Annotated in this window: 24 protein-coding genes and 1 pseudogene; 9 read left to right on the top strand and 16 right to left on the bottom strand. The window is 66.9% G+C overall.

Features of this window, described 5'->3' with window-relative positions:
- Positions 1-84: 84 nt before the first annotated feature.
- Entirely contained in the window at positions 85-1,017 is a 933-nt protein-coding gene (locus tag AB4879_RS23550) for a hypothetical protein (protein WP_370509482.1), read from the bottom strand.
- Positions 1,018-1,051: 34 nt separating this feature from the next.
- On the opposite strand from AB4879_RS23550, the gene AB4879_RS23545 reads away from it, so the two are divergent.
- A complete protein-coding gene (locus AB4879_RS23545) occupies positions 1,052-1,840 on the top strand; it encodes an adenylate/guanylate cyclase domain-containing protein (protein ID WP_370509481.1) in 789 nt (262 codons plus the stop codon).
- Here the strand turns inward: AB4879_RS23545 and AB4879_RS23540 are convergent.
- The gene (locus tag AB4879_RS23540; protein ID WP_102809383.1) at positions 1,837-2,004 is read right to left on the bottom strand and encodes a hypothetical protein; all 168 of its coding nucleotides are present in this window, start codon (positions 2,002-2,004) and stop codon (positions 1,837-1,839) included. The two genes, AB4879_RS23545 and AB4879_RS23540, sit on opposite strands and share 4 nt — an antisense overlap.
- Before the next feature lie 37 nt (positions 2,005-2,041).
- Between AB4879_RS23540 and AB4879_RS23535 the strand changes: the two genes are divergently transcribed.
- Positions 2,042-2,722, top strand: a complete 681-nt coding sequence (locus AB4879_RS23535) for a guanylate cyclase (protein WP_370509564.1) — start codon at positions 2,042-2,044, stop codon at positions 2,720-2,722.
- 4 nt (positions 2,723-2,726) lie between these two features.
- Here the strand turns inward: AB4879_RS23535 and AB4879_RS23530 are convergent, their stop codons facing one another.
- On the bottom strand, positions 2,727-3,038 hold the full coding sequence (locus tag AB4879_RS23530) for a hypothetical protein (protein WP_370509480.1): 312 nt from the start codon (positions 3,036-3,038) through the stop codon (positions 2,727-2,729).
- Between the two features lie 21 nt (positions 3,039-3,059).
- The gene (locus tag AB4879_RS23525) at positions 3,060-3,584 is read right to left on the bottom strand and encodes a DUF1942 domain-containing protein (RefSeq protein ID WP_370509479.1); all 525 of its coding nucleotides are present in this window, start codon (positions 3,582-3,584) and stop codon (positions 3,060-3,062) included.
- A 91-nt stretch (positions 3,585-3,675) separates the two neighbouring features.
- Between AB4879_RS23525 and AB4879_RS23520 the strand changes: the two genes are divergently transcribed.
- Entirely contained in the window at positions 3,676-4,359 is a 684-nt protein-coding gene (locus AB4879_RS23520) for a class I SAM-dependent methyltransferase (RefSeq protein WP_370509478.1), read from the top strand.
- On the opposite strand, the gene AB4879_RS23515 is transcribed toward AB4879_RS23520, so the two are convergent.
- The 5 genes and pseudogenes from AB4879_RS23515 to AB4879_RS23495 all read right to left on the bottom strand — a co-directional run bounded on the left by AB4879_RS23515 (position 4,350) and on the right by AB4879_RS23495 (position 7,492).
- Complete coding sequence (locus AB4879_RS23515) at positions 4,350-4,652, bottom strand: diguanylate cyclase domain-containing protein (protein WP_370509477.1); 303 nt, start codon at positions 4,650-4,652, stop codon at positions 4,350-4,352. The two genes, AB4879_RS23520 and AB4879_RS23515, sit on opposite strands and share 10 nt — an antisense overlap.
- Positions 4,630-5,232 (bottom strand): dihydrofolate reductase family protein, encoded by a 603-nt coding sequence (locus AB4879_RS23510; protein WP_102809380.1) that lies wholly within the window; start codon positions 5,230-5,232, stop codon positions 4,630-4,632. The genes AB4879_RS23515 and AB4879_RS23510 overlap by 23 nt, the downstream gene beginning before the upstream one ends.
- Positions 5,233-5,286: 54 nt before the next feature.
- Positions 5,287-5,955, bottom strand: coding sequence for an arsenate reductase ArsC (locus AB4879_RS23505; protein WP_370509563.1), 669 nt, complete (start codon positions 5,953-5,955; stop codon positions 5,287-5,289).
- 18 nt (positions 5,956-5,973) lie between these two features.
- Positions 5,974-7,061, bottom strand: a pseudogene (gene arsB, locus AB4879_RS23500) (ACR3 family arsenite efflux transporter); the annotation flags it as partial.
- A complete protein-coding gene (locus AB4879_RS23495; protein ID WP_370509476.1) occupies positions 7,058-7,492 on the bottom strand; it encodes an ArsI/CadI family heavy metal resistance metalloenzyme in 435 nt (144 codons plus the stop codon). The pseudogene arsB and the gene AB4879_RS23495, both read right to left, overlap by 4 nt.
- Before the next feature lie 96 nt (positions 7,493-7,588).
- On the opposite strand from AB4879_RS23495, the gene AB4879_RS23490 reads away from it, so the two are divergent.
- On the top strand, positions 7,589-7,948 hold the full coding sequence (locus AB4879_RS23490) for an Rv2640c family ArsR-like transcriptional regulator (RefSeq protein WP_102809377.1): 360 nt from the start codon (positions 7,589-7,591) through the stop codon (positions 7,946-7,948).
- On the opposite strand, the gene AB4879_RS23485 is transcribed toward AB4879_RS23490, so the two are convergent.
- The 3 genes from AB4879_RS23485 to ychF all read right to left on the bottom strand — a co-directional run bounded on the left by AB4879_RS23485 (position 7,945) and on the right by ychF (position 10,178).
- The gene (locus tag AB4879_RS23485) at positions 7,945-8,580 is read right to left on the bottom strand and encodes a class I SAM-dependent methyltransferase (RefSeq protein ID WP_370509475.1); all 636 of its coding nucleotides are present in this window, start codon (positions 8,578-8,580) and stop codon (positions 7,945-7,947) included. The two genes, AB4879_RS23490 and AB4879_RS23485, sit on opposite strands and share 4 nt — an antisense overlap.
- Positions 8,581-8,588: 8 nt before the next feature.
- Complete coding sequence (locus AB4879_RS23480) at positions 8,589-8,987, bottom strand: VOC family protein (protein ID WP_370509474.1); 399 nt, start codon at positions 8,985-8,987, stop codon at positions 8,589-8,591.
- Between the two features lie 117 nt (positions 8,988-9,104).
- Positions 9,105-10,178: a redox-regulated ATPase YchF gene (ychF, locus tag AB4879_RS23475; protein WP_102809374.1), complete on the bottom strand. Its 1,074-nt coding sequence runs from the start codon at positions 10,176-10,178 to the stop codon at positions 9,105-9,107.
- A 120-nt stretch (positions 10,179-10,298) separates the two neighbouring features.
- Between ychF and AB4879_RS23470 the strand changes: the two genes are divergently transcribed.
- Complete coding sequence (locus tag AB4879_RS23470; protein WP_370509473.1) at positions 10,299-11,432, top strand: DUF6542 domain-containing protein; 1,134 nt, start codon at positions 10,299-10,301, stop codon at positions 11,430-11,432.
- A 122-nt stretch (positions 11,433-11,554) separates the two neighbouring features.
- On the opposite strand, the gene AB4879_RS23465 is transcribed toward AB4879_RS23470, so the two are convergent.
- A complete protein-coding gene (locus AB4879_RS23465) occupies positions 11,555-12,556 on the bottom strand; it encodes a 4-hydroxy-3-methylbut-2-enyl diphosphate reductase (RefSeq protein ID WP_102809372.1) in 1,002 nt (333 codons plus the stop codon).
- A 53-nt stretch (positions 12,557-12,609) separates the two neighbouring features.
- Here AB4879_RS23465 and AB4879_RS23460 point away from each other — a divergent pair, with 53 nt between their 5' ends.
- Genes AB4879_RS23460 through AB4879_RS23445 form a run of 4 tightly spaced genes read left to right on the top strand, consistent with a single transcriptional unit; the run spans position 12,610 to position 15,770 of the window.
- A complete protein-coding gene (locus tag AB4879_RS23460) occupies positions 12,610-13,182 on the top strand; it encodes a lipid droplet-associated protein (RefSeq protein WP_370509472.1) in 573 nt (190 codons plus the stop codon).
- Complete coding sequence (gene xseA, locus AB4879_RS23455; protein ID WP_370509471.1) at positions 13,179-14,417, top strand: exodeoxyribonuclease VII large subunit; 1,239 nt, start codon at positions 13,179-13,181, stop codon at positions 14,415-14,417. The genes AB4879_RS23460 and xseA overlap by 4 nt, the downstream gene beginning before the upstream one ends.
- Complete coding sequence (locus tag AB4879_RS23450; RefSeq protein ID WP_102809369.1) at positions 14,414-14,644, top strand: exodeoxyribonuclease VII small subunit; 231 nt, start codon at positions 14,414-14,416, stop codon at positions 14,642-14,644. Before xseA ends, AB4879_RS23450 begins: the two co-directional genes overlap by 4 nt.
- A 52-nt stretch (positions 14,645-14,696) precedes the next feature.
- Complete coding sequence (locus AB4879_RS23445) at positions 14,697-15,770, top strand: NAD-dependent epimerase/dehydratase family protein (protein WP_370509562.1); 1,074 nt, start codon at positions 14,697-14,699, stop codon at positions 15,768-15,770.
- Here the strand turns inward: AB4879_RS23445 and AB4879_RS23440 are convergent.
- Genes AB4879_RS23440 through AB4879_RS23430 form a run of 3 tightly spaced genes read right to left on the bottom strand, consistent with a single transcriptional unit; the run spans position 15,767 to position 18,979 of the window.
- The gene (locus tag AB4879_RS23440) at positions 15,767-16,183 is read right to left on the bottom strand and encodes a hypothetical protein (protein ID WP_370509470.1); all 417 of its coding nucleotides are present in this window, start codon (positions 16,181-16,183) and stop codon (positions 15,767-15,769) included. The genes AB4879_RS23445 and AB4879_RS23440 overlap by 4 nt on opposite strands.
- Positions 16,180-16,560: a hypothetical protein gene (locus AB4879_RS23435; protein ID WP_370509469.1), complete on the bottom strand. Its 381-nt coding sequence runs from the start codon at positions 16,558-16,560 to the stop codon at positions 16,180-16,182. The genes AB4879_RS23440 and AB4879_RS23435 overlap by 4 nt, the downstream gene beginning before the upstream one ends.
- 22 nt (positions 16,561-16,582) lie before the next feature.
- Positions 16,583-18,979: a plasma-membrane proton-efflux P-type ATPase gene (locus AB4879_RS23430; protein ID WP_370509468.1), complete on the bottom strand. Its 2,397-nt coding sequence runs from the start codon at positions 18,977-18,979 to the stop codon at positions 16,583-16,585.
- Positions 18,980-19,094: the final 115 nt, after the last annotated feature.

Below are 19,094 nucleotides of genomic sequence, written 5' to 3'. Positions count from 1 at the left end.
CCGCAGTTTACGCAGGCGAAAGCCCTGAACTGGGCAGATTGCGCACGTTCGGGGCCCACACGATAACCGGTTCCGCGGCCGGCGCTAGGCCAACAACGGGACGCCGCCGTGCCGCTGGTCGGTCAGGATCTCGAACATCGCGCGCCGCGAGGCAGCCAGTTCGGTGTCAAGACCGTTGCCGGACAGAGTTATTCGACAGTCCGCCAGAGCGGAGTTGTAGCAGTACTTGGTCGCACTGTTGGTGTCGGTGTAAGTCAGCCCGATGACGTCGCCGGGCTCGGCCCGAATCTCGCCGTGCAGTTCGAATCCGTCGGTACGGCCGCCGAACGACCATTCGAACGGTGCGTATGAACCGTGGGTGTGCCGGGCGCCCAGTATGGACCGCACGGCCACCTGCCAGCCCGCGTGGCGCAGGACGAACAGGGTGGTGGCGGGCAACCGCAGCGGTCCGAGTGCGGCGTGCGCGGTGACCACCTCCAGGCTGGACTTGGGGTGCTCGTCGAATCCGCACACCTGGCCGAAGGCGTAGGCCGGGGTGTGCTTGCTGCCCCAGTTGTGGTTGACACTGCCCGTCCACGACTCGACGGCGACTCGGGCGTCACCGAGGGTCACCGTGCCGTCGAAGCGGGCCAGCGGGTGGCGCACCTGGGTCTTGGCGGTGGGGAACTTCGCCGCATAGGAGCGGTCGGTGAGGAGCTTGACCGGCGGTTCGTCACCGGGCGTGATGGCCAGGTCGCACGACGCGCCGTCCAGCGTCGCACTGGCGTGTACGTCGTCGATCTCGGTGTCGGCGATCCTGGCCGACCAGGGATCGGACAGGTAGTCGGCGTCGGACAGCGGGTGCGGCACCTTGAGCGCACGGTTTCCGGCGCCGTCGGGGTCGAACAGCATCACCCAGACGTCGGCCACCGCGTCGCCGGGCTTGGGCAGCAGTCGTGTCCAGCGCAGCCAGATGGCCTGCGCGCGCCGAGGGTGATTCGCGCGGATGAATCTGCTCTCGTAGTAAGGAGGCATCATCTGTTCAGGATCGCGGACAGAAGGGCGGCGCACAGTGGGTTGGACGATCGTGGCTGCGGTGTTGGCGGTGCTGGTCGTGGCCGAGGCGATCGCGCTGCTGGTGATGCGCTCACGTTTGGCCGCCAGCCAGCGGGAAGCCGACGAGCTCCGCGGGCGCCTGGACACCCGCACCATGCTGTGGACGGGCGGCCGGGAAGCGGTCAAGCAGGTGTGGCAGACCGCCAACCTGGTCCGCACCCAGGGCCTCGGCGGTGCGGTGCGGTCATCGATCGAGGAGCTCGCCGACTGGGCCGACGTCGAGCGGCCGGACCTCGCTCGGCTGGCGCCCGACGGCAAGGTGGTGGTGATGTTCTCCGACATCGAGGAGTCCACCGCGCTCAACGAACGCATCGGAGACCGGGCCTGGGTCAAGCTGATCGGCAGCCACGACCGGATGGTCCGGCGGTTGGTGAACAAACACGACGGCCACGTCGTCAAGAGTCAGGGCGACGGGTTCATGGTGGCCTTCGCCGATCCCTCCGCCGCGGTGAATTGCGCGGTGGCAATGCAGCGGGAATTGGCGCGCGATGCGAAAAGGTTGCGAAACAACAGCATTCGGGTGCGGATCGGTATCCACATGGGCAAGTCGGTGCGCCGCGGCGACGACCTGTTCGGCCGCAACGTCGCAATGGCGGCGCGGGTCGCCGGTCAGGCCGACGGCGGCGAGATCCTGGTGAGCGAGTCGGTGCGGACCGCCGTCGGCGATCAGCAGAACTTCGACGAGGGCCGGGACGCCGAACTCAAGGGGTTCAGCGGCAGCCACCGGCTGTACGCGGTGGCCTAGCCCTTCGGCGCGGCGTCCGCTTCGGCGTGACGCTGGTGCAGCCGGGCGCGGATCTCGTCGGGTGTGTATGCCTTGCGGCGCCGTTGGTCCCGCGCGACGAGTACCCCGCCCGCGACGACGCCGGCCGCACCGGCCAGACCGATCCACTTCCAGATACCGCGCATGGGATCACACTATGCTGCGCTGGTGAGTGAGCACACCGTGTCGTTGACACAGGCGCTGAACGAAACCCGCACCGGTGACGTCTGGTTGTTCCGCGGCGGATCCGGCCCGGACCGGGCGATCCAGACTTTGACCAACGCGCCGGTCAACCACGTCGGCATGACGGTGGCGATCGACGATCTGCCGCCGTTGATCTGGCACGCCGAGCTCGGCCACAAGCTGCTGGATCTGTGGACCGGAACCAATCACCGGGGAGTGCAGCTCAACGACGCCCGAGAGGCCGTCGAGCAATGGCTGCACCACTACGGTCAGCGGTGCTGGCTGCGCCAGCTCACCCCGGATGTCAGTCGCGACCACGAAGATCAGCTGCTGAAGGTGATCGCCCGGATGGACGGCACCCCGTTTCCGTCGACGGCGCGGCTGACCGGCCGCTGGCTGCGCGGGCGGCTACCCACCGTGAGTGACTGGACGCGTGGAATTCCGGTCGTACACAACAAGGTTCGACAGTCCGCGGAGCGGCGCAAGCTGGCCGAGCGCGAAGTCGGACTGCAGACGGCCTATTGCGCGGAGACGGTGGCCATCACCTACGAGGAGATGGGCTTGCTGGCCACCGAGAAGAACGAGAACTGGTTCGATCCCGGCCGGTTTTGGAGCGGTGACACGCTACCGCTGGTCGACGGTTATCGACTCGGTGACGAAATACAGGTTCTGGCAGACTGATTCGTCAGAAGCCGATGCCGACGCCGATACCGACCGGTGACTCACGGTGCGGGCACGACAGGTCGACGTAGACGGTGGTCGCGCCGGTCGACTCGCCGGGCGAGCTGTCCGGATTGTGCACTGCCACCACCTGGCAGGAGGACAACGGCGCACCGGTGTTGCCGTCAACCCAGTTGATCGCGACGACGTAGCCCTGGGACTGCAATTCGTCGATGGTCGCCTGTGCCGTGTCGGCCGAGGCCGTCGACGCGAACACGATCGGCGCAGCGGCCGCGCCGAGCAGCGCGGTCACCGGTCGCCCGATCCCCCATCGCATGACGCACCTCCCGAGCTGAACCTACCCGGCGCCCCAGACCGCCAGCACCTTGCCTTTGGGGTCGCGGAACTGGATCGCGGTGATGGTCTGGCCCTGGGGAACGTCGTAGGCGACGTGGCCGGCGACCTGCTGGTCCTGCGCGAGCTGCCCCGAGGTGATGCCGGGGCGGACAGCGCCGACGGCGGGCGCGATGTTCGACCCGTCGGCGGCGCGCGCGACGAGGTAGAAGCCGTTGTAGGCCGGTGTGCCGCTCTTGGCGGCGATCGTCACGTCGACGGCGTACATCGTGCCCTTGGCTGGGACGATCTGAGCGTCGGGCGGCACCGGCTGAAGGTTGTCGACGATGTAGGCCGCGGTTCCGTCGGATGACGCGATGTCGACCTTGGTGCCGAATGCGACCGCTTCCAGCGCGGGCGCCATCGACGTACTGGCAGGTGTGCTCGGCGGCGACTGCTGGGCGGTCTGGGTGGAATTCCCGCATGCCGCACCCATGAGTGCGATGGCCAACAGGCCGAGAGGGACTCTGACCAACCGTGTTCCGCGCATGGGCGGATAGTAGCGCGCGGGCGCCTCGCCGGTCTTGCCTGATTGGCAAATCCCCTTGCCGATGTCGCTCGTCCGTCAGCACCATCGGGACGTGACCTCAACTGCGAACCCGTTCGACGATCCACGCCACGTCGAGATGTACGCCGCCCGTGCGGCGCAGATGGTGCCCGCCTACCGCGACATCCACCGGCTGGCCACGGTTCTCATCGATGAACGCGCGCCGTCCGATGCCAGGGTGCTGGTGCTCGGAGCCGGCGGCGGGCTGGAGACCACGGCATTCGCCCAAGCCCAGCCAGGGTGGACGTTCGACGCCGTTGACCCGTCGGCGGCGATGCTGGAACTCGCGGCGCGCAACCTCGGACCGTATGCCGAACGGGTGCGCATGCACTGTGGCTACATCGAGGACGCCCCGGACGGCCCGTTCGCCGCCGCGACAAGTCTGCTGACAATGCATTTTCTGCCCTGGGAGGTCCGCCGCGAGACGGCCGCACAGGTCCGGCGCCGGTTGGCACCCGGTGCGCCGTTCGTCGTTGCGCACATGAGTTTTCCCCAAGGCGACGGCGAACGGGACGTGTGGATCAGCAGGCATGTCGCGAACCTCGTCGCGGCGGGCATCGATCCGGCGGACGTCGACAAGGCGCGCAACGCCATCGCCGACGAGGTTCCTGTTCTTTCGCCAGAACAAGACCGCGCCATTCTGCGGGAAGCAGGCTTCACCGATGTCACCGACTTCTTCACGGCGTTCACGTTCCGCGGCTGGGTCGGCTACGCCTGAGCTCCCCCACCCTCGCCGCGCCGGTCACGTTTGATGTACATCGCCTCGTCGGCTCGGGAAAGTAGTTGCGCGGCAGTGAGATCAGAGCCGGCGGCGCGCCCGATGCTGGCGCCGACGGTCAGCGCACGGGAATCGACGTCGAAGGGCGTCGACAGACTGTGACCGATGTGCTCGGCAAGGTCATCCAGCTGGGCGAGGCCCGGTAGGCGTTCGCGGACGACGACGAACTCGTCACCACCCAGACGGACGACGACGCGTGAGTCTAGGTTTTCACCGCCCGCTTCCGGCGTCATGGCCCAACATCGAATCCTGCTGCCCGACATAGCGCAGATGAACGATGCCGTTGTCGAACGTCTCGTGCCCTTCGAGCCTGAGGTCGAGCTGCACATCGTCGGGCAGTGCCCGCAGGCCACCGCCCACCACCTTCGGGACCACGAAGAACTGGAACTCTTCGACCAGGCCGGCCCGGATCGCGGCAGCCGCGACGGTCGGCCCGAAGATCTCGACCACCCCTGGTGCGTCGTCGACGATTCGCCGCAACTCCGCCAGGCTCAAGTCCGGCACCAGACGGACACGGTCCGATCCGATCTCGTCGTGCGTCAGCGTCGAGGACGCCACCACCTTGTCGATGCGCCGCCAGCGGCGAGCGAACTCCTGCTCTGCCGGCGTCCAGACCTGGTCGTCGGGATCGGTCTCCCAGTACTGCATCAACTCGAAGGTCCGGCGGCCCAGCACCTCGGTGGACACCTCGCCCATCCGCTCGACGTGCGTGGCGAACACCGCCCCCTCGGGGGCGGACCATTGGAAGTCGCCGGCAGCGTCGGCGACGTAGCCGTCGATGGACATGGTCGCGGTGAAGATCAGCTTTCCCATGCCATACAGACTGACTCAGCCGGCGGAAGTCATCGCGGAGGCCGATCGGTGTGGTCAGTGCACGGCGGGTTCGATGCCGAGTTCGGCGAGAAGTCGGCGCACCCGCACCTCGACCTCGTCGCGGATTGGCCGGACGGCGTCGATCCCCTGGCCTGCCGGGTCGGGCAGTTCCCAGTTCTCGTAACGCTTTCCGGGAAAGAATGGGCAAGCGTCACCACACCCCATGGTGACCACTACGTCGGCGGCCCGGACGATCTCATCGGTCCATGGCTTCGGGAACTCGCGCGCGATGTCGATGCCGATCTCGGCCATGGCAGCCACGGCGGCGGGGTTGATTTCGTTGCCTGGTTCCGAGCCTCCCGACCACGCCAGTGCGTGGTCTCCGGCGAGGTGATTGAAGAATCCGAGCGCCATCTGGGATCGGCCCGCATTGTGGGTGCACAGGAATAACACCATGGGCTTCGCGGTGGTGATCTTGCCTTCGACCCGCGCGAGGGCATCAAGGCGCTGGTGCGCCCACCGCTCGGCCAGCAACGGCAAGAAATTGGGAACCGTGGCCTGCGCGGCGACCTGCTCGTAGGACGAATGCAGAAAACGCTCGACGGTATCGACACCGAAGTGCTCACCGAACTCGCTGTGCAAACGGGTGGCTGCTGTCGTCAACGCATGCTGCTGGTCGATGGACAGGTCGTGTCGAACGTGTGCGGCCGGGCTGTCGGTCATGGTGTGCTCCTGTCGGGCTTCGGGGTCCGTGGTCGAGCGGCGTCAGTGAAACGGCGCCGGAGTGCGAGGGAGACGTAGACCAACGCGACGAGAACGGGCACTTCGATGAGGGGGCCGACCACTCCGGCGAGCGCCTGCCCGGACGTCGCGCCGTAGGTGGCGATGGCCACCGCGATCGCGAGCTCGAAGTTGTTGCCCGCCGCGGTGAACGCCAGGGTGGTGGTGCGCTGATAGCCCAGCCCGAGTAGTGCACCGAGCAGGTATCCGCCGCCCCACATGATCGCGAAGTACGCCAGTAGCGGGAGCGCGATGCGGACGACGTCCAGCGGGCGACTGGTGATCTGATCACCTTGCAGCGCAAAAAGAATGACGATGGTGAACAGCAACCCGTAGAGGGCCCATGGTCCGATCCTCGGCAGGAATGCGGATTCGTACCACTCGCGGCCCTTGGCTTTCTCCCCCAACCGCCGGGATAGGTAGCCGGCGAGCAGCGGGATGCCCAGGAAGATCAACACTGATTTGGCGATCTGCCACGGCGAGGTGCTGATGGTGGTCTGTTCCAGCCCCAGCCAGCCAGGCAGCACGGACAGGTAGAACCAGCCGAGCACGGCGAACATGACTACCTGGAACACGGAGTTGAGGGCGACGAGAACGGCGGCGGCTTCACGGTCGCCACAGGCGAGGTCATTCCAGATGATGACCATCGCGATGCAGCGGGCGAGGCCGACGATGATGAGTCCGGTGCGGTACTCGGGTAGATCGGGCAGCAGCAGCCAGGCCAGAGTGAACATCAGCGCGGGTCCGAGGACCCAGTTCAACAGCAGCGAGCTGATGAGTAGTTTGCGGTCCCCGGTGACGGTGTCCAAGCGGTCGTAGCGGACCTTGGCCAGGACCGGATACATCATGATCAGCAGGCCCAGCGCAATGGGCAGCGAGATGCCGTCGACTTGTACCTTGTCCAGCGCGGTGTTCAGCCCGGGTACCAGGCGACCCAGGAGTAGCCCGGCCGCCATGGCAAGGCCGATCCATACCGGCAGGAATCGGTCCAGTAGCGACAGCTTCCCGACTACTGCGGTGTCGATGCCAATTGCGTTGGGCGCGTTCACGATGAGCAGCAAACGCCGCCCTCGGCGGCGCCTCCCTCAGAGTGCTCGGGGCTGTTGCCGAAGGTGTCCGAATCCGCGAGGACGGTGTAGACCTCCCATTTCTCGCCGGCGGGGCCCGTCACCCACACCTTGTCCTGGGTGGCGAAGCAGCAGGTGGTGCCGATCTCCTCGTCCGTGAACAGACCTTCACCGGCGAGGCGGGCGATCTCAGCGTGGACGGTCGCGCTGGATTCGACCTCGACGCCGAGGTGGTTGATGGTGCCGCCCTTGCCAGGGTTCTCCAGCAGGACAAGCTTCAACGGCGGGTCGACGACGGCGAAGTTCGCGTAGCCCGGCTTCACCTTGGCCGGTTCGGTATTGAACAGCTTCGAATAGAACGTGATGGCCTCGTCCAGGTCATCGACGTTGAGGGCCAACTGAGCGCGGGACATGACGGGCTCCTACCTATGTGGCATATGTCGAACTACGGGTACACACGATGATGCCACCTCTTCGACGTATGTCAATATCCGTGGCAAGATGTAGCCATGCCGAAGACGCTGCCCACCGTGGACATGTCCGCGCCGGTCCGCTGCGCGCCAGTGGCCGCTGGCCCCGTCAGCGATCAGGCAGCACTCGAGATCGCGTTGCGGCTCAAGGCATTAGCTGACCCGGTTCGGGTCAAACTGGTCTCATTGCTGTTCGGCTCGGACGCGGGCGAGGTATGTAGTTGCGACCTGGCAGCGGCGGTAGAACTGAGCGAATCAACGGTCAGCCACCACCTGTCTCAGCTGCGTCGTGCAGGTCTGGTCGAATCCGAGCGCCGCGGAATGAACGTCTACCACCGCCCGCGCCGCGAGGCGCTGGTGGCACTCTGCACGGTGCTGGACCCGAACTGCTGCCGCTAGATCACCGGCAGGTCGCACACCAGGAGATGGAAGGCCCGCGGGCCATTACCCACGCGTCTGTCCTCGATCTGATCGAAACCCGCGGCGCGGATAGCCGACACGAGTTCGTCGATGGGCCGCAACCGAAATCCGTGGCGGGTGAAGGGCATCGTGGTCATCTGTTCCGGATCACCGACCCCCAGCACCAGTCGCCCGCCCGGCCGGAGCACCCGAGCCAGCTCATGGAGAGCTGGTGCGAGATCCGGCACAAAATAGACCGTGTTGGTCGAGATGATCGCGTCCAGTGCGGAATCGCCGAGCGGCAGACTCTCCATCCGACCGGAGTGCAGATGTAACCGCCCGCGCGCAATGTCGGTGGTGAACCTGCGCTGCGCCTCAGCGAGCATCGTTGCTGACATCTCGACACCGTGAACAACTGTGTCCCCGCGATCGAGCAAGACCTCGAGTCCGACGCCCCCGCCGAATCCGATGTCGGCGATGTCGGCGGACCCGCACTCGGTGGCGGCAACGGCAGCGACGACGACTGATCGATTGCCACGGTTGAGTACCCGCCCGACGATCCGGCCCGCGAAGCCGGTGGGATCACCGAGCTGGCGAGCCAGCCCGGCAAGCGCGCGGTCGACGAGCGGCATGCCTCTCATTAGACACCGAACTTGGCACGCGCATCGTCGCTGACCGGAGTGAACAGATTCACCAGGTTGCCGTCGGGGTCGCGGAACAGCACGGCGCGGTTGCCCCACGGCATGGTGGTCGGCTCGGTGACTACCTCGTCCAATTGCCCACGCAGGCGGGCGTATTCGGCGTCCACATCGCCCACGATGAACTCGATGATGGCGCTGCGATTGGCGGCCGGCTCGGCAGATCCCGCGCCGAACAACGGCACGGTCTTCTCGCTGCCGATGGCCAGCACGCCCACCGGGGTGGGGATCTCGGCGAACAGTTCGTTGGCCCAGACCGCATGGGCTCCGGTCACGGTCTCGTAGAACGAGACGAGACGCTTCACGTCGGCGGTGATCAGGCGGATCGACACTAGCTTCATGGCGCCCAAGCTAGACCCGCCCACCGACAGGTCTGCTAGACGTCAAATCGCGACTGTGGGTCTCGTGCACGAAAAACGGGCGGACTGCGTGCACATCCCCCACAGTCGACGCGCGGCCTAGACGTTGAACCTGAACTCGACCACGTCGCCGTCGGCCATGACGTAGTCCTTGCCTTCCATCCGCACCTTGCCCGCAGCCTTGGCCGCGGCCATCGAGCCCGCCTCCACCAAGTCGTCGTAGGACACGACCTCGGCCTTGATGAAGCCTTTCTCGAAGTCGGTGTGGATCACGCCGGCCGCCTTCGGTGCGGTGTCCCCGCGGTGAATCGTCCAGGCGCGCGCCTCTTTTGGCCCCGCGGTCAGATACGTCTGCAGGTTCAACGTGTGAAAACCGGCTCGCGCCAACGCATCCAACCCACGCTCACTCTGCCCGATCGACTCCAGCAGCTCGGCCGCCGACTCGTCGTCGAGTTCGATCAGCTCCGACTCGATCTTGGCGTCCAGGAACACCGCGTCCGCCGGGGCCACCAGCGCACGCAACTCGGCCTGCTTGGCCGCGTCGGTGAGCACCGACTCGTCGGCGTTGAACACATACAGGAACGGCTTGATCGTCATCAGGTTCAGCTCGCGCAGCAGCGACCAGTCCTTGCCGCTGGCGAACAACGTCGTACCGCCGTTCAGCAACTCCTGCGCAGCGGTCGCGGCCTCGAACACCGGCTTGCGGTCCTTGTTGTTGCGGGCTTCCTTCTCCAGCCGCGGCACCGCCTTCTCCAGGGTTTGCAGGTCGGCCAGGATCAGCTCGGTTTCGATGACCTCGATGTCGGACTTCGGGTCCACCTTGCCGTCGACGTGCACGACGTCGTCGTCAGCGAACACCCGGACCACCTGACAGATCGCGTCGCACTCGCGGATGTTGGCCAGGAACTTGTTGCCCAGCCCCGCGCCTTCGGAGGCGCCTTTGACGATGCCGGCGATGTCGACGAACGTGACCGGCGCCGGCAGGATCCGCTCGGAGCCGAAGATCTCGGCCAGTTTGGTCAGCCGCGGGTCGGGCAGCGGGACGACGCCCTCATTCGGCTCGATCGTCGCGAACGGATAGTTGGCTGCCAGCACGTTGTTGCGGGTCAGCGCATTGAATAGGGTCGATTTTCCCACGTTGGGCAGACCGACAATTCCGAGGCTCAGGCTCACAGAGAAGACAGTCTAGGAGAAAGCCCCGGATGACCCCTCCGCTTGCGGCCCCGCCGACGGTCCACATTCAGCCGGAGCCGGTACGGTCTACGTGTGTCAGCACAGCGAGCGAGGTCCTCCGTGGCGCCCGCGAACCGCTCGGCGCACCCGAACCTGTCCGGCGTGCCATGGTGGGCCGCCGTCCTGATTGCTGTGATCGCCACCACAATTGGCTTCGCCTTCGATGCGGGCTCCGGCAACAAGGAACTCGGCAACGTCTTCGCCGCCATGTACGCGCTCGGTTGTGTGGCGGCCGTTCTCGCGGTGCGCTACTCCAGTATTTTCACCGCCGTCATCCAGCCTCCGCTGATCCTGTTCGTCATGGTGCCGGGCTCCTACTTCCTGTTCCACGGCGCAGCGTTCACCGGCGTCAAGGACACCCTGATCAACTTCGGCTACCCGCTGATCGAGCGCTTCCCGCTGATGCTGTTCACCTCGGCCGGCGTGCTGCTGATCGGGTTGGTGCGCTGGTATTTCGGGATGTCGGCCAAATCGTCGGCGCCGGCCCGCCCCGACGGCGACGACGAAACCGCCGCGGGCCCCAGCCTTTTCGCCGGGCTGGCGGCCAAGTTCTCGTCGATGCTGCAGCGCGGTGACGTCGAGGACGAGGACGATGCCGCCGAGACGCCCAAGCGCAAGCACGGCATCGACCGACCCGCGACCGCCGAACGGCGTCCGCGCTCGGAGCGGCCCGCCAAGCGTCCGGCACCGACCCGCTCGCGGCATGCCCGTCCCCCGCTTGAGGACATCACCGAGGCGCCCGAGCGGCCCCGCCGCCAGTCGGCCCGTCGTCGTCCCGTCGACGCCGAGCCCGACGCGCTCGACTACCCCGAGACTCCGCGGCGTCGGCGCCAGCCGCGTGACCCGAACAGCCGCACCTCGTCACGGCGTGAGCCGCGCGAGCCCCGCGAGCCCCGCGAGCCGCGTGAGGCCCGCGACCGCAGGGACCCCTACGGCTCACCCTCGCGGCGCAGCAGCCGATTCGAGCCGTACGAGCCCTACGAGCCCTACCCGTCCTACGAGCCGTACCCGCCGTACGAACCGCCGACCCGGCAACGTCCGCCCGGGCGGACGAACGGCGACAGCGATACCCATCACCCGGTGTCGCGGGTGCGTTATCGCGGTGAGGTCGACCCGGAGCCGGGTCGCCCGCCCAGGACGCGTCGCCCCAGCGCGAATGACTGGGACGCCGAATCGTGGCGTCCCGACCGCTGAGCGATCCCGATTCAACGGCCCCTTCGATGGGGCGTGCCGACAGTAACCTCACGGCGAGAAAACACCTGGATTCCCGCCACGGCGTTACTCTCGGCGGGCCTTGAGCTCGCTGAGTCGCGGAATTAGGTCCGGGCAGGCCGGATCTCGCGCGGCAGCGCGAACACCAGCGTCTCGTTGGCGGTCGTGACCGTCTGCACGGTGCCGTAACCGTATTCGGCCAACCGGTCGAGAACCCCGCGCACCAACACCTCGGGAACCGAGGCACCCGACGTCACGCCGACGGTCGTGACACCCGACAGCCAGGCCGGGTCGATGTCGTCCGCGTAGTCCACCAGCTTGGCGGCCTTCGAGCCGGCGCCCAGCGCCACTTCCACCAGCCGCACCGAGTTCGACGAATTCCGCGAGCCGACGACGATCACCAGATCGCACTCGGGCGCCATCGCTTTGACCGCGCCCTGCCGGTTCTGGGTGGCGTAGCAGATGTCGTCGCTGGGCGGGTCCTGCAGCGTCGGGAACTTCTCCCGCAGCCGTCGCACCGTCTCCATGGTCTCGTCGACGCTCAGCGTGGTCTGGGACAGCCAGATCACCTTGTTCGGGTCACGCACGGTCACCTTGTCCACGGCGTCCGGGTTGTCGACCACCTGAACATGGTCGGGGGCTTCACCGGCGGTGCCGACGACCTCCTCGTGGCCCTCGTGGCCGACGAGCAGGATGTCGTAGTCGTCGCGAGCGAACCGCTTGGCCTCGTTGTGCACCTTGGTGACCAGCGGGCAGGTGGCATCGATGGTCTGCAGGTTGCGGGCCGCCGCCTCCTCGTGCACGGTCGGCGCCACACCGTGCGCCGAGAACACCACGATGGCGCCCTCGGGCACCTCGTCGGTCTGCTCGACGAACACCGCACCGGCCTTGGCCAGGGTGTCCACCACGTAGCGGTTGTGCACGATCTCGTGGCGCACGTAGACGGGTGCGCCGTGCTTCTCCAGGGCGCGTTCGACAGTCTCGACGGCACGGTCCACGCCCGCGCAGTAACCGCGCGGTTCGGCCAGCAGCACCCGCTTGCCGGTGACTGGCCCGGCAGCCGTGCTGGCGGCACCGGGAATCCCCATGTTGACGGTAGGCGGCATGCTTTCAGGGTACGTTCCCGCAACCTCGACGGGCCAGCCGTAGGCTAGGGCCCATGGCAACCGCACCGTACGGGGTTCGTCTGCTGGTCGGCGCCGCCGTCACCGCCCTCGAAGAAACCCGCAAGCTGCCGCAAACCATCCTGATGTACCCGATGACGGTGGCGAGCACCGTCGCGCACATCGTGATGAAGATGCAGCAGGACCTGGCTGACCTGGTGATCAAGGGCGACAGCGCCCTGGAGAACATCTTCCCGCCGAAGGACGAGCAGCCCGAGTGGGCGACCTTCGACGAGGACTCCGCCGGCGAGGACGACGACGCACCCGCACAGGACGGGGAGCGTCTCACCGAAGGCCGGTTCGCCCTGTACAGCACCACCGACGGCGTCGAGGTGAAGTCTCAGTCTTCGGCCCAGCCCTCCAATGGGGCAACGGCCACCAAGGGTGCACCGCCGATCGCCGAGGAGCTCGACTACGAGTCGCTGACGCTGGCGCAACTGCGGGCCCGGCTGCAATCGCTCAGTGTGGCCGACCTCGAAGCGCTGCTCGCCTACGAGGAGGCCTCCAAGTCGCGGGCGCCGTTCCAGACGCTGCTGGCCAACAGGATCACCCGCGCGTCCGCCAAGTGACCAGCGCTCAGAACAACTCTGCGGAGAACCCGTATCCGGTCCGAGCGGTGGCCATCCGCATCGCCGGCTGGATCGACAAGCTCGGCACGGTGTGGGTCGAAGGTCAGCTGACCCAGATCAACGTGCGCAACTCCACGGCATACATGGTGCTGCGCGATCCGGCGGCCAACATGTCGCTCGATATCAGCTGCTCGCGTGATCTGCTGCTCGCGGCACCGGTGAAGCTCACCGAGGGCACCCAGGTGGTGGTGTGCGGCAAGCCGAGCTTCTACACCGTGCGCGGCTCGTTTTCGTTGCGCGTCAGCGACATTCGCGCGGTCGGCGTCGGTGAGCTGCTGGCCCGCATCGAACGGTTACGTAGGCTGCTGGAGGCCGAGGGACTGTTCGACCCGCGGCTCAAACGCCCGCTGCCATTCCTGCCGTCGACCGTCGGCCTGATCACGGGGCGGGCCAGCGCGGCCGAGCACGACGTGACCACGGTGGCGGCCGCCCGCTGGCCCGCGGTCCGTTTCGCCATCCGCAACACCGCGGTGCAGGGCGTCAACGCAGTGGCGCAAATCGTCGAGGCGTTGCGTGAACTCGACGCCGACCCCGAGGTCGACGTGATCGTGATCGCCCGCGGCGGCGGCAGCGTGGAAGACCTGCTGCCGTTCTCCGATGAGACGCTGTGCCGTGAGATCGCCGCGTGCACCACGCCGGTGGTCAGCGCCGTCGGCCACGAGCCGGACAACCCGCTGTGTGACCTGGTCGCTGATGTGCGGGCGGCCACCCCGACCGATGCCGCCAAGAGGGTGGTTCCCGACACGGCCGCCGAGCTGGCGCTGGTCTCGGAGCTTCGGCACCGCAGTGCGCAGGCACTGCGCAACTGGGTCGGCCGCGAGCAGCGGACCGTCACCCATCTGCGCAGTCGGCCGGTGCTGGCCGACCCGTTGGGCGCATTGACACATCGCACCGAGGAGATCGAGCGGGCCCGGGCCTGCGTTCGACGCGACGTCAAACGGCTGGTCGCCGCCGAAACCGACCGGATCGGTCACCTCGCGGCGCGGCTGGCCACCCTCGGCCCGGCGGCCACCCTGGCGCGGGGTTACGCCGTGGTCCAGGTGCTCAGCCGACAAGGAGAGGCTGAGATCCTTCGCTCTACCGCCGATGCACCGCCCGGAACCGCGCTGCGCATCCGGGTCGGCGACGGCGCAATCGGCGCAAGTAGCACAGGCCCGACGGACGGATCCGCATGAGCAAACCTGACGAGACGACGCCCATTAGTCAGCTTGGCTACGAAGATTGCCGGGATCAGCTGATTGAGGTCGTCCGGGTGCTGGAGCAAGGCGGCCTCGATCTTGATTCGTCGCTGAAACTGTGGGAACGAGGCGAGGAACTGGCACGACGCTGTGAGGAGCACTTAGCCGGGGCGCGCAAACGCATCGAAGATGCGCTGGCCGCCCGCGACGCCGACGAGGAGTGATCCGGCCGGCGCGCTAACCTGCGATATTGGAAAACTGGAACGTGTTTCAGTTATTCTCGCCGCCATGAGTGATGCCACCCTGACAACCGAGCTGGGCCGCGTCCTGGTGACTGGGGGCGCCGGATTCGTCGGCGCCAACCTCGTGACCGAGTTGCTGGACCGCGGGCACTTCGTTCGCGCCTTCGATCGGGCACCGTCGGCGCTGCCCTCCCATGAGCGCCTCGAAGTGATCCAGGGCGACATCTGCGACACCGCCACCGTCGCTGCGGCCGTCGACGGGATCGACACGATTTTCCACACCGCGGCGATCATCGACCTGATGGGCGGGGCGTCGGTCACCGCGGAGTACCGCAAGCGCAGCTTCGACGTGAACGTCGAAGGGACCAAGAACCTGGTGCACGCCGCACAAGCAGCCGGCGTCAAGCGATTCGTCTACACCGCATCCAACAGCGTGGTCATGGGCGGCCAACGGATCGTCAATGGCGACGAAACACTGCCGTACACAGCACGTTTCAACGACCTCTACACCGAGACCAAGGTGGTGGCCGAGAAGTTCGTGCTCAGCCAGAACGGTGTGGACGGCCTGCTGACCTGTTCGATCCGGCCCAGCGGCATCTGGGGCCGGGGCGATCAGACCATGTTCCGCAAGCTGTTCGAGCGGGTGATCGCCGGGCACGTGAAGGTTCTCGTCGGCAACAAGGACGCCAAGCTCGACAACTCCTACGTGCACAACCTCGTGCACGGATTCATATTGGCCGCAGAGCATTTGGCGCCCGGTGGCACCGCACCCGGTCAGGCGTACTTCATCAACGACGGCGAGCCGATCAACATGTTCGACTTCTCCCGACCGGTGGTGGAGGCCTGCGGCGAGAAGTGGCCGACGGTATGGATTCCCGGCGGCTTCGTCCATGCCGTCCTGACCGGCTGGCAGTGGCTGCACTTCAAGTTCAAGTTCCCCCAGCCGCCGCTGGAACCGCTTGCGGTGGAACGGGTGTCGATCGACAACTACTTCTCCATCGCCAAGGCCCGCCGCGACCTGGGCTACCAGCCGCTGTACACCACCGGTGAGGCGCTCGAGCACTGCCTGCCCTACTACACCGACCTCTACGCCGAGATGAAGGGCTAACGCATCGCGTCTTTGACGGCGCGGCCGTAGGCGGCCTTCTGCTCGCTCGTCACGGTGGTCGTGAAGACCAGGACGACGTCTTCGACCTGGAGCATGTCGGGCACCGCGGCGGCGTAGATCTCCGCTCGGCCGGTGCTGGGGAACTTCAGGATCGAGACGGTGTCGGTGTCAGTCGCTTGGACACAGCCTGCCTGCGGGCACCTGGACGCCGTCGAATCGTGGGCGTTCACCGCGGGCAGCCCGGACTTCGTGATGGCGCTCAGTACCGAGCCGACCGACGCATCGTTGAGCATCACCGGTCCAGCCGGCACGCTCGGCCGCGGCGGCGCACCGGCGTCCTGGCCGGCGCAGCCCGCCACCAGCACGGCGAGGCCGGCTACCGCCAGCCTCAGGGGCCGCCGAGGACACCTCATGGCAGCAGCCGTCCGATCGCCTCGAGATAGCCGTCTCGTTCGGCGACGGTCAGCGGCGGCGCGAATTCGACGACGATGTTGGCGAATCGAGGCAGCCCCGCCGCGACCGAATACCACTTGGCCTGCCGGACCGTCGCGAACGACTTGACCCTCAGGGTGTCGGTGACGATCGCTTGCTCGCAGCCGGCAGCGGGACACTCCTGGGCGGTGGTGTCGATGGCGTTGGGCACCGCGACACCGTCGGCGGTGAGAGCCGCCACCAGGCCCCCGGCGGTCAGCGGTTCGTGGCCGGTTCCGGCGTTGGCCGACGGCTGTTGCAGAGCAGTCAGCCCGAGAACGAGCGCGGCAGCCATGAGCAATCGGAATCTCGTCGGCATCCTTCGAGGATAACGAGCGCGGTTACCGCCGATCGAGCCAGCGATACGCGAGTAACTTCACGCGGTCCTCGACGAGGAACCAGATAATCGCGTACACCCAGACCACAGCCGCCCATCGCCAGCCCAGCGGCGTCATGGCGAACCCGCAGACCGCGATCACCGTCGCCACCGCCTGCGTCCCGATGACTGCGACGAGCAGAACACGAGCAGGCGCAGGTGACGACCAGAACGGCCGCCGGGTGCGAGTGACGAAAATGGTCAGATGGCCCGACACCGACAGTTTGAGGTAGATGAGGGTCCGAATCAGGTCGTGGTCGAGGCCGAAATACTTGTCCGCGACCAGAAACAGCAGAAACGTCTCGGCCACCCCCATCAGGCCGAGCGCGGTGGCGATGACCAAGATCCCCTGCATGTCCCAGGACGCGGGTTTTGATGAGCCGCGAACCCGGTCGTAGGCGATCGCCAGGATGGCACCGTCATTGAGCAACGCGAGGAACACGATCATCACCGCGGTGACCGGAAAGAAGTTCATCACGATGATCGAGAGCGTGATGAGCAACAGCACCCGGATCGTCTCGGCGATGCGGTAGATGGCGTAGCTGGTCATCCTCTCGAAGATCTCGCGGGCCTCTCGGATTGCGGCCACGATCACCGAGAGTCCCGGTGCGAGCAGCACCACATCCGCTGCTGCCCGTGCGGCATCGGTGGCGCCCGCAACGGCGATCCCGGCGTCAGCCTGCTTGAGCGCCGGAGCATCGTTGACGCCGTCGCCGGTCATTCCCACGATGTGTCCGCGGGACTGCAGAAGCTCAACGATCCGGTACTTGTGTTCGGGATAGACCTGAGCGAACCCGTCAGCGCCCGCCACCACATCAGCCAGCTCCTGGTCCGCGGATGCGTCGAGCGCGGCGGCGTCGAGGATCCGGTCACCGAGGCCGACCTGGCGGGCGATCTCCTGCCCGATCGCAACCTGATCGCCGGTGACCATCTTCACGTGGACTCCGAGTTCCCTTGCTGCGGCGATGGTTTCAGCCGAGTCGAACCTCGGTGGGTCGGCCAGGCCGAGCACGCCCATCATCCGCCAGACACCGGCCGAGTCGGTCTGAGCCACTGCCAGGGAGCGATAGCCGTGGGTGGCGAATCCGCCGACGACGCCGGCGACCGCGTCGGCGGCGGGGTCATGTTCGCACAGCGCCGCGATGACCTGCGGTGCGCCCTTGCTCACGTGGAACTGCCCGCCGGAAACATCGCGCACCTGCGCTTCGGTTCGCTTGCTCACCGGGTCGAACGGGACGAACAGCGATACGTCGGCCGCCGGAACCTGCACCGCACTGGCCAGTACCGCGAGGTCGATGGGGTCGTTGTCCTCGGCGCGGGAGGCCAGTGCGGCGGTGGCGAGCAGTGTCTGCTCGGCCACTCCGTCGGCAGTCCAGACCGCGGCGACTGCCAGCTGGTTCTGGGTGAGCGTGCCGGTCTTGTCGGAGCACAGCAGGTCCATGCCACCCAATTCCTCGATGGCCGGCAGGTGGCTCACCACCGCTTGCTGTCGGGCGAGTTTGCGCGCCCCGACCGCCATCGTGACCGACAGCACCGCGGGCAGGGCGACCGGGATGGATGCGATCGTCACCACCAACGCGAACTCGAGCGTCTCCAGGACGGCGTTGCCGCGGATCAGCGACACCACCGTCGTCAGCGCCACCAACCCCACGGCGAGCACGATCAGGTAGTGGCCGATGCGCAGAACGGCGCGCTGGAAGTGACTGATCGTGCCGGCCGTCTGTACCAGCGCAGCGGTGCGCCCGAAATACGACGAGGCACCGGTGGCGTACACGACCGCATCCGCCTCGCCGCGCACCAGCACCGAGCCGGAGTACAGCGGTTGACCCCGGCCCCTGGTCACTGCCAGTGACTCTCCGGTGAGTGCGGATTGGTCGACCTGCACCGAAACGTCGTCGAGCACCCGCAGATCAGCCGGTATCACATCACCGAGACGTACCCGGACCACGTCGCCGGGCACGAGTTCACTGACCGCGACGGTGACCCACGACCCGTCCCGCCGGACGCGCGCCGAGGTGGCCAACCCCTCTTTGAGCGCGGCGATCGCGCCGGCCGCCTGGTGTTCTTCCACGAATGCGACCAGCCCGTTGAGGATCAGGAGGATGCCGATGATCAGCGCGTCCGCCCAGTGCCGCGCGGCCAGCGACAGCAGCAGTGCCACCTCGATCATCCACGGGATCGGGGCCCAGAAATAGCCGAGGAAAGCCAGCACCGGGTTGACGCGCTGTTCTTCGATCTGGTTGAGCCCATAACGGTCACGACGGGTCAGCGCCTGCTCGGATGTCAGTCCAAGGGCCGAGGTCTCCAACGTCGACAAGGCCTCGCTCAAGGGGACCGTGGCCAGGGTGTCGTCTGCGCTCACGTCCTCCACACTGCTCCGAAGCCGCGTCGACCGCGAGGGCCAAAAGGCCGGTGCGAGAGCGACTTCAGTACTCCGCGCTCACAGCGCGTTGCCAGACTCCACACCCGTACACTCG

Source organism: Mycobacterium sp. SA01 (assembly GCF_041287105.1).
In the GTDB taxonomy this organism is placed as follows: domain Bacteria; phylum Actinomycetota; class Actinomycetes; order Mycobacteriales; family Mycobacteriaceae; genus Mycobacterium.
This window is presented reverse-complemented; position numbering and strand designations above follow the sequence as displayed.